This window comes from Sporolactobacillus terrae DSM 11697 (genome assembly GCF_000648615.1).
Classification (GTDB): domain Bacteria; phylum Bacillota; class Bacilli; order Bacillales; family Sporolactobacillaceae; genus Sporolactobacillus; species Sporolactobacillus terrae.
This window is the reverse complement of record NZ_JFZC01000048.1, coordinates 1-9,406: the sequence shown is the minus strand read 5'-3', so window position 1 is coordinate 9,406 and position 9,406 is coordinate 1. Positions and strand designations below refer to the sequence as shown.

Below are 9,406 nucleotides of genomic sequence, written 5' to 3'. Positions count from 1 at the left end.
TTTTGTCAAAACGCAGACGAAAAGTGGTCCTTTTTTGCGCCAACCAGAATTCTCAGATCAAAAAATCGACAGTTTTTCAGCGGCCTCAGTGCAGGCCAAAGGAGACCCCGCAGATAAATTGCGTGTCCGGGGAGGCTCCTGGACTGCCCGCGGCAAGCGAGCAGCTGAAGTGTCTTTCAAGTATATTGTTGGTGAATGAAAGCCGCGTTCAGAGTGGTTTAAGGATAAAGATAGCTTGGTTTTTCTTGTTGTTCTTTCACGAGTTGTTCCATGGTCGCTACATCGGCTGGTGCCCATTTAAGAGCGTTAAGATTTTCACGTTTCAGCCAGATCAGTTTTGAATGCTCATGGGCGGTTGGAACTCCTTCTTTTAGTGTGCAGCGTATCGCAGTTAGATTAATCGAGAATGTATCATAGTCATGATGACTAACAAGGAAAATACGATTTGCTTTTATGCTGCACTTGAGTTCTTCACGAATTTCCCGTTCAATCGCTTGCTCAGGTGTTTCTCCTTCCTGAATTTTCCCACCAGGAAATTCCCATTGATTTGGGATTGACATTCTAGGAGAGCGAAGCGCACACATAATCTCGTGCTGATCATTCTCTAAAATAGCTGCAACTACGGATAAAGTCTTGCGCATGAAATCACCTCAAATCAGATTCGTACATATACGATTATACATGTTTTCGCATTGTTGTAGGTTTCGGTGCACCGCTTGATTAGGCGAGCGATCAAACTGAAAAACCTGGGCATGTTTCCATCAACTCAGCTAGACTTTCCGCCTGGGTGGATCATCCTGCGATTTACATAAAGAAAATCTCTTATTTTCCTTCAATTAATACCCGTCCGTTAAACTTTTCTATGAGGTTGAAAATCGATTAAAAACAGAGGGAGTGGAGGATTTAATGGTGAGACAGAAAATGATTTCCATTGTTGTTGGGTTGACTTTGCTGCTGGCACTTCTTGTTGGTTCATCAGGTTTCTTAAGCAGTGCATCAGCTGAAAGCCCCAATCCGGCGGTGAAAAAAGTGGTTGTGACATTTATGGGGGACGCGCGAACGACCAAGGGGTTTACGTGGTATACATCGCTTGCTTCAACCCAGAGTGATCTGCAGCTGGTGAAGAAGAATGGCAAGAGCAAAAAGAAGCCGATTTTCAAAGAAGCACTGACGTTCAAAGGGACAAGCGCGATTTCATCGAATGACAGTGAGGAACGCATGCACAAAGCTGAAGCAAAAGGCCTGCGACCGAACACAGAGTATTATTACCGTGTCGGCGATGCGAAGCAGAACATCTGGAGCTCGGTTGGCGTAATCAAAACGGCGCCAAAGAAAAATGGTGCGTTCTCCTTTCTGGAACTGACTGACCCGCAAGCGAAGACCGAGGAAGAGGGCCAGCTGGCCGCAGACACGTTCAAGCAGGCTGCAGCAACCGTAAAACATTTTGACTTCATGACCGTTACCGGAGATTTTGTCGATAATGGTGTGGTTGAAGATCAATGGGATTGGCTGATCAATAACAGCCAAAACGTATGGGGGAACACAACGGTTGTTCCGGCCGCAGGAAACCATGAAGACAAGAACCATGCGTTTATCGATCATTTTAATTTGAAACCGGCAGCGTCAAACACCGATACAACGACCGGCGCGTACTATTCCTTTAACTACAGCAATACCCATTTTACGGTGCTGAATACCAATGAAGATTCAGAGCAGTACCGCGATTTCACCCCAGAACAAGTGAACTGGATGACTAACGATATTAAGAAAGCCAAGGCAAACGGCGCGAAGTGGAGCGTGGTCTTGATCCACAAGGGTCCGTATACAACGTCCAACCACGCAACTGATTCGGATATCATTGGCGAAAACGGAGTGCGCAATAAAATCGCGCCGCTGATTGGCAAGCTGGGCGTCGATCTGGTCATCCAGGGTCATGATCACATCTATGCACGTACGCTGCCAATCAATGGGGATAACCAGGCAACCCATCCAAAGCAGATTACGGAATGGATGAATGGTCAGCGGATGACCTATTCAGTAAATCCGGATGGAACGGTCTACTCCATCCCGGCGACTGCTGGCCCAAAAGTGTACAAGAAAAATACTTCCCCTGAACTTGGTGAGGCATTCTACAGCAAATTTGTCCGCGCTGAAGAAAATCACGCACTGAAATACGGGCTTGATCCAAGTGATCCTTCAAGACCGGTACGCGGTGCAATCCAAAACTTCTCAAAAGTAACGATTGATAAAAAGAAGATCTCCGTTGTGGTCTATGAAATTGACCGCATGAAAGGAACTGCTCCATATATCGTTGATCAATTCGGTATCGTTAAGAAATAACACGAATCTCATAAGAAAAACGATTAGAACAGGACGAGGCTCAGCTTCGTTCTATTTTTGTTGCCTAGGAAATGATACACGATCGACTTGTGGATCACTCACCGCGGAGGAAACATCAAACTTGAAAAGTTGAATCAAACATAGCAAAATTCGTATCAAACCTGAAATCAGGCATACCGTTTGTTTTTTGTTAAGGCGTATCTAGTGATTGTGTTTTGTCACCTTCCGTTTCTTTCTTAATCTCCTTCGGTACCCGTTTTGATGCTTCAGGTACGTTGCGTTTCGAAAGTTGAATCATGTCGGATGAGTAGAGGGCGAAGGCAATCGTTCCGCCGTATTTATGGGCGCGAATCAGGACGGGCTGATTCGATGTATTCTTAAAACGAAAATCCGGTCCATACCAGCTGACCGTGGCATCGCGGCCTTCAGGTACATAAGCGACCCGTTTGCTGTGTGAATACCGCTCCACAATCTTTAAGCCGGCACGATCTACAGCATTAAAGAGAGTTGATGATACTTGACAGATGCCGCCGCCAATTCCTTCGGCGTATTCGCCGCGGACGATGATTTTGGCACTCAGATAGCCTTTCGCCTTGGTGCGCATGCCGACGGTTTGATTAAATGAAAAGACCTCATTGGGAAAAACAACATGACTGTCAAGCGCTTTGGCCGCAAGTTCGATATTATGGGAACGGCTTTTATTTCCGGCATTAAAAAAGGTTTGATAAGAACTAATACGCTGCTCACGGATTTGTGACAGAAGTTCCTCGTCAACTTTTGGGTAAAGGGTGAGGAGCGGCAATTTTAGTTTCGATTGGTTGTGGCTAAACGTGTGGTGGTACAGCTGCTTTTTAAACTGGTGACGCTCTAATGTTTCTCCATTTTTTCCAGGTCGAATCGTACCGCTGTGGCCAATCCTTGCATTCACCGGCGCTTTATAGACCTTTCGAGCAATACGCTGCGTGAATGCGTCGAGCTTTCTTTGATCGATTAGCGGAAGAAATGGAACGGAAAGCTCAGCAGGATCCGCTTTCATCACAATTTTTCCATGATTGGTCATGATGAGTTTATCGGGAAAGTCTGGCTGTTGGCATAGAAGCAGAATCCCAGCCGCCATAAGTAATCGCATCAAGACGCACACCTCCCGACGTTAGTATGAGCGCTTTTTATCATTTTAGCCGTGCTGATTTTAAAGCAATGAAACGTGAACCGCTGAAGAATTGGACATAATCAAGACTTGCCGCGTGCGGTCAGGGTAAGGAGACAACAACGCTTTCTCCTCATTCATGGCGCCATTGCCTGTTACTGAGAAATGGCAGGCATTCACAGGTGAAAGAAGTTCTAAATAATTGGTGAAATCGCTCGAAAGTATATATAATAAGTCAGCAGTTTTTGCTAAAATGAATGAATTGCTTTTTGGAAGAAGATGAACGTTCATGAATCTTTTACTGAATTTAAAATTTTACCTTGGCTTTATTATTGCTGGAAATGCAGTGGTAGCCTTGATGATTGGCGCTTATCTGCTTAGGCATCGTTATGAGGAGACGCTGCGTACGTTTTTTCAAGGCAGGTGTCTGCAGACCGCGGCTTGGATCATTGTGTTCTTTAATGGAGGCGCATTGGATCGGGTTACTGCCGCTTTTGGCAACAGTCTGCTTTTTGCCGGCTGTGCAATGGAGGCCTGTGCGTTGTTGCAGTTGACCCGTACGTATACATTGCGGCTGCGTCATTACTATCAATGGATGACTGCGGCAAGCATCGTTTCTTTTCATCTGATTCTGTTTACGCGTAATGATTTGAATTTACGGGTGGCCTTTGCAGCGACATGTCTCGGAGTGTTGCTGCTTTTACCTGTTTTTCGTATGCTTTTGGGAGCCGGTAATTCGCTGCTCATGAGGCTGATCGGCTTTTTGTATCTTGTTATTATGGTTTCTCACTTTGTACGATCGGTTTCGATTATGCTGCTGCATCATACGATTGACCACAGCCTCTTCAGTGGTTCATTGGTGACAAGCCTTGCCTATTTGACACTTAATTTATCGCTCATTCTCGGCGGAACCGGGTTTGTTTTACTGCTTAAAGAAGTGACAGATGAGAAACTGTTGAATCTGGCCAACCATGATGATTTAACGGGCGCGCTTAATCGGCGTGCATTTTTTGAGCGTACCCAAAGCGCGATTTACCGCTATGCAAGAAAACAACAGCCTATTTCTCTGCTGCTGTTTGATGTGGACAGGTTTAAGTCGATTAACGATACATTCGGTCATGATGTCGGCGATCGGGTGCTGCGCAGTCTTTCACGACACATCCTTGGCAGGCTTAATGAGCACCATTTGTTCGCTCGTTTTGGTGGCGATGAATTCGCCATCTTAATGCCGGGATACGATGAACAGCAATCCGAACAAGAATCGGAGAGGATTCGCGTAGAAATTGCCGCGTCAACGATTCATCTGCCTGATCAATCGTTGATGTATACAATCAGCATTGGGCTTGTCACGCTGATTCCAGATGCGTATACCGATAGCGAACGACTTTATATTTCTTGTGATAACGCCCTTTATAGGGCGAAAAGGAATGGAAAGAACAGGGCTTGCCGCGGGCAATATCTGAAAGAACTGTGACGATTGGCTGTATTTGTCCGCCAATCTGAATGAAATGTGTACAAGCTCCGGATACTAGCGGTAAAAAGCAGGAAAAGGAGTTCTTTTGGTATGCACATTTTTTTTACACGAATGGACCTGCAGGCGAAGGGGATTTGGTTCCCATTATTGATCGCTCTGCTCTTGATTCTTTATGTTTTAGTCATGAAAAAACGGCAGCTCACATGGCGACAGATCTATATGACGTTTGGAGTCGTATGCGGTGCTGCGTGGATCTTGGACATTATTTCCGCAATCTACTTTGAGACCTTTGTTTACGGAAGCAATCATGGGATCGGTATTGCCGATCTCCTTGTGATCAGTACGGTTCCATCCTGTTTGGCGATCATCTATTTAAACTATTGGACAGTGGCAAGAAGATGGGTTCTGCCCATCCTATTCACGCTTATCTCTTTGCTTATTGAATGGCTTGCGATTACCGCCGGTTACTACCGTCATTTGCATTGGGGCATGCATTATTCATTAATCAACTTTTTTATTATTTATCGCTGGCTGCTTCCTTTGCACAAACGAGCCATCGGCGCTCATCATGCTCACATTTAGTTTCTGTGCCTTTTTTTGATCCAATAGAAAACTAAGACTGCTAAAGCTACACCAATCCCCACATAGGTGATGTGCGCGTACAGATCCATCCATTCTAAGACTTTGTCCCATGACTTTCCAAATGCGGCACCGAGTACGACTAAAAGGGTATTCCAGATCAACGTTCCTGCTGCGGTATAGATCAGGAAAAAGAGAAAATTCATCCGTGCCATGCCGGCGGGAATCGAAATCAGACTGCGAATGAGCGGGATCATTCGGCAAAAGAAGATTGCTCGATAGCCGTGTTTTTCGAAACGGCGGCTTGCTTTGCTCAGGTCGCCGGGCTTCAAGCGCAGAAGATGTCCCCAGCGAGCGACGCCCTGCTCCAGTCGCTCAATGCTGAATATGCGGCCAATCGCATAGAGCAGGGCAGCACCGGCTACTGAACCTGCTGTGGCAAAAAGAATGACAAGCGGTATCGTCAGCCGCGCTTTTGTGGTCATAAAGCCTCCGAAGGTAAGGATCAGTTCGGAAGGGATTGGCGGAAAAACATTCTCTAATAAAATCATTAAGAAAACACCGGTATAACCATGTGTCTCCATGAAGGTCACAATCCAGTCCTGCATCTGCGCTCCTCGCTTTCATCGAAATCGTTTGGTTGAACGGGGGATGGTTGCATTTCCATTGCTTTTTTCTTGCGTTTTCGGATGTAATGCATGACTGAAAAAGGTGAAAAACAGACGCTTTTTCTTTCGCTTTTCTATGATAACATACAGTTTAGGACAACTTAAATAGAGATATGAGGGAACTGACTTGATGAACCCAAACGAATTGACTTATCGAATGCCTGCCGAATGGCAGACCCATGCGTGTACCTTTCTTTCGTGGCCGGTGCGCGCCTCGATGTGCGCGCCGGAAAATTATGCACAGGTTTGCCGTGGGTACGCGGCCTTTGCTCAAGCGATTGCCGAATTTGAGCCTGTGGTCGTTCTGATTAATGAGAATGAGGAAGCGAAGGTATCTTCGTTTCTTCACCCTTCTGCCTATCCCATTAATCTGCGCGTCCTTCCGCATAATGACTCCTGGGTGCGCGACAACGGACCGACTTTTCTCATTAATGAACAAGAAGCACTTGCGGGTGTAAATTGGCGCTTCAATGCGTGGGGCGGTAAGTACACTCCTTGGGACCTTGATGATGCCTTGGCAGCGAAACTGCTTGATGAACTGGGGATTAAACGCTATGATGCGCCCTTGGTCATGGAGGGGGGCTCCTTTCATGTTGATGGCGAGGGCAGCCTGTTAACAACGGAACAATGCTTGCTAAATGCGAATCGGAACCCTGAGCTGGATCGCGCGCAAATTGAACAGAAACTGAACGAATATCTCAATATCAGCAAAGTCATCTGGCTTAAGCATGGTCTTTCCGGTGATGAGACGGATGGCCATGTAGATAATATCGCCTGTTTTGCTGCGCCCGGAAAGATCTTAATTCAAAGCTGCGGCGACTCGAACGATGAGAATTGGCAGATCACAGAAGAAAATATTGCCCGACTGCGACAGATGCTGGATGCCAAAGGGAGGAAGCTTGAGGTGATTCGCGTGCCGCAACCGCCGAAACGAATGAATGGCAGCGAGCGGTTGACACTCAGTTATTTGAATTTCTATTTTGTTAACGGAGGGATCATTCTGCCGATTTTCGGTGGCGATGCCGAGGAAACGGATCAGCAAGCGATCACCATTCTTTCTCAAACATTTCCTGATCGGCGCATTCGTCCGGTTGACGGTACAGCAATTATCGGTGAAGGCGGAAATGTCCATTGTGCCACGCAGCAAATGCCGGTTTATCGGAAGAGAGGAAGTGGAACAAGTTGAGAAAAGTGAAAGTAGCGGCAACGCAGATGAGCTGTTCCTGGTCTGCTGAAGAAAATATTCATAAAGCTGAAGCGATGATACGTCAGGCGGCGGCTAAGGGCGCGCAGATCATTTTGCTTCAGGAACTGTTTGAGACGCCTTATTTCTGTCAAAAAGAAAAAACGGAATACTACGCGTTGGCGAAATCACTGGAAGACAGTCAGGCAGTGGAGCACTTTGCAAAGATTGCGCGTGAGCTTGGGGTTGTTCTGCCGCTAAGTTTCTACGAACGAAAGAATAATGCCTTATACAATGCGCTGGCGATGATTGATGCCGATGGATCTGTGCTGGGTACCTATCGAAAAAGTCATATACCTGACGGACCTGGCTATGAAGAAAAGTTTTATTTTAATCCTGGCGACACCGGCTTTAAAGTTTGGTCAACAAAATTTGGAAAAATTGGTGCAGGAATCTGCTGGGATCAATGGTTTCCCGAGTCGGCACGCTGCATGGCGCTTATGGGGGCCGAACTGCTTTTCTATCCTACGGCAATTGGTTCGGAGCCGTATGATGCGTCGATTGATTCGAAGGAGCATTGGCAGACCTGTATGCTCGGACATGCTGCATCGAATTTAATGCCTGTGATCGCGTCAAATCGCGTCGGGACTGAAGCAGATGGCGATTCACAAATTACCTTCTATGGGTCTTCGTTTATTGCCGGACCCCAAGGGAACAAGCTTTGCGAAGCGGATCGGACAAGTGAAACCACTCTGGTCGCTGAATTTGATTTGGATAAGCTTCAAGAGATGCGTTTTGAATGGGGGATTTTTCGTGATCGCCGACCGGACTTGTACCAGATTCTGACTTCTTATGATGGCGACCGGCGTTTCAAATAAGACCAATTAAAATGTGAGGGACTGCCGCGATTACAGCTTCAGCAGTCCCTTTTTTATGGCACGGACAACGGCACCAACACGTGATTCCACGCCCAATTTTTTCAGAATTTCAGAAATGTGATACTCGACGGTACGCTGACTAATGGACAGCTGTTTGCTAATTTCATAATTTGTCAAATCGTTAGCAATATATTTTAAAATAGTGAGTTCTTTCGCCGTGAGCGGTTCATTAGGAATGACCGGCTTAACTAAAGGAAAGACTTTCTTTCCTTGCATGACCGCACGGATCACATGAACCAGTTCCCTAGTTGAATGATCTTTGGTAATATACGCGTTTGCGCCCGCCTGCTTTGCTGACGCTACATACTCATCGCAGGTGCACCCGGAGAGAATAATAATTTTCACTTCTGTATTTGTTTTCCTTATCGTCCTTGTTAATTCGATTCCGTTTGTTTGTTTAAGCAGAAGATCAATAATCAGCAGGTCCGGTGCTGTGCTGGTGACGAGTGCTGCAAGATTTTCAGGCTCATGCACGATTTTAAGCACATGCATATCTGATTCCTTTTCAAGTAATTCTTTCAGCCCCATCAGCACGAGCAGTTGATCATCAATTAATACGATGTTAAGCGTCATGTTTATCCATCCAATCCAACGAAAATCGGAATGAATCCTAGATCCGTTTGCTAGTGTTATTTTCTATTTGAAAGACCTCCAAGCAATTTAATGGAAGCAATGCGATCGGTTTCCGACCGACTTTGTTGCTGATCCAAGTGTTCTCAAAACGATGAAAAATGTAAGTGACAAAAAATAGAATAGGGACAGCCCGCAGATTCTTGCCTGTCTGAGGAGGCTCGTGGTGCGCCCGCGGCAAGCGAGTAACCGAAGCGACGATTCAGCACCGAAAAGACACGAACCCATCATACATGGCTGAAGATTAGGGACCGGGCGCTTTTTGCCCGGTTTTAGCGCCTGAACGCATGACATGGCAACGTTTTAACAGGCTGTTCTTTTAAAGGTGCAAGGTTTATCAACACGAACATAAAGAAGTTTTATCCTGAATTATTCATAGCCTAATTTGCTAACTGGCCAAAACGCTTTCCCCACAAGGAGATAACCCTTTTCGTTTTTTCACCGATT

At 46.0% G+C, this 9,406-nt stretch carries 10 protein-coding genes; 6 read left to right on the top strand and 4 right to left on the bottom strand.

Translation table 11 applies throughout. The features are described from left to right. A partial coding sequence (locus tag AA84_RS19405) for a hypothetical protein (protein ID WP_028977193.1) occupies positions 1-199 on the top strand: 199 nt, incomplete at its 5' end. Between the two features lie 19 nt (positions 200-218). Here the strand turns inward: AA84_RS19405 and AA84_RS0110665 are convergent. Next, positions 219-641 (bottom strand): (deoxy)nucleoside triphosphate pyrophosphohydrolase, encoded by a 423-nt coding sequence (locus tag AA84_RS0110665; protein WP_028977192.1) that lies wholly within the window; start codon positions 639-641, stop codon positions 219-221. A 265-nt stretch (positions 642-906) separates the two neighbouring features. On the opposite strand from AA84_RS0110665, the gene AA84_RS0110660 reads away from it, so the two are divergent. Further along, positions 907-2,340 carry a purple acid phosphatase family protein gene (locus tag AA84_RS0110660; protein ID WP_028977191.1) on the top strand — a complete coding sequence of 478 codons (1,434 nt, stop codon included), beginning with the start codon at positions 907-909 and terminating at the stop codon, positions 2,338-2,340. A gap of 190 nt (positions 2,341-2,530) precedes the next feature. On the opposite strand, the gene AA84_RS0110655 is transcribed toward AA84_RS0110660, so the two are convergent. After that, positions 2,531-3,469 (bottom strand): VanW family protein, encoded by a 939-nt coding sequence (locus AA84_RS0110655; RefSeq protein ID WP_028977190.1) that lies wholly within the window; start codon positions 3,467-3,469, stop codon positions 2,531-2,533. A 307-nt stretch (positions 3,470-3,776) separates the two neighbouring features. Here AA84_RS0110655 and AA84_RS0110650 point away from each other — a divergent pair, with 307 nt between their 5' ends. Continuing rightward, a complete protein-coding gene (locus AA84_RS0110650) occupies positions 3,777-4,961 on the top strand; it encodes a GGDEF domain-containing protein (RefSeq protein ID WP_028977189.1) in 1,185 nt (394 codons plus the stop codon). Between the two features lie 90 nt (positions 4,962-5,051). Further along, complete coding sequence (locus tag AA84_RS17670; RefSeq protein ID WP_051577949.1) at positions 5,052-5,543, top strand: hypothetical protein; 492 nt, start codon at positions 5,052-5,054, stop codon at positions 5,541-5,543. Here AA84_RS17670 and AA84_RS0110640 read toward each other — a convergent pair. Then, complete coding sequence (locus tag AA84_RS0110640; protein WP_028977188.1) at positions 5,540-6,148, bottom strand: DedA family protein; 609 nt, start codon at positions 6,146-6,148, stop codon at positions 5,540-5,542. The two genes, AA84_RS17670 and AA84_RS0110640, sit on opposite strands and share 4 nt — an antisense overlap. Before the next feature lie 190 nt (positions 6,149-6,338). Between AA84_RS0110640 and AA84_RS0110635 the strand changes: the two genes are divergently transcribed. Together AA84_RS0110635 and aguB are read left to right on the top strand one after the other, a co-directional pair. Further along, entirely contained in the window at positions 6,339-7,394 is a 1,056-nt protein-coding gene (locus AA84_RS0110635; RefSeq protein ID WP_028977187.1) for an agmatine deiminase family protein, read from the top strand. Next, positions 7,391-8,269 (top strand): N-carbamoylputrescine amidase, encoded by an 879-nt coding sequence (gene aguB, locus AA84_RS0110630; RefSeq protein ID WP_028977186.1) that lies wholly within the window; start codon positions 7,391-7,393, stop codon positions 8,267-8,269. Before AA84_RS0110635 ends, aguB begins: the two co-directional genes overlap by 4 nt. Before the next feature lie 30 nt (positions 8,270-8,299). On the opposite strand, the gene AA84_RS0110625 is transcribed toward aguB, so the two are convergent. After that, positions 8,300-8,902: a response regulator gene (locus AA84_RS0110625; protein ID WP_028977185.1), complete on the bottom strand. Its 603-nt coding sequence runs from the start codon at positions 8,900-8,902 to the stop codon at positions 8,300-8,302. Positions 8,903-9,406: the final 504 nt, after the last annotated feature.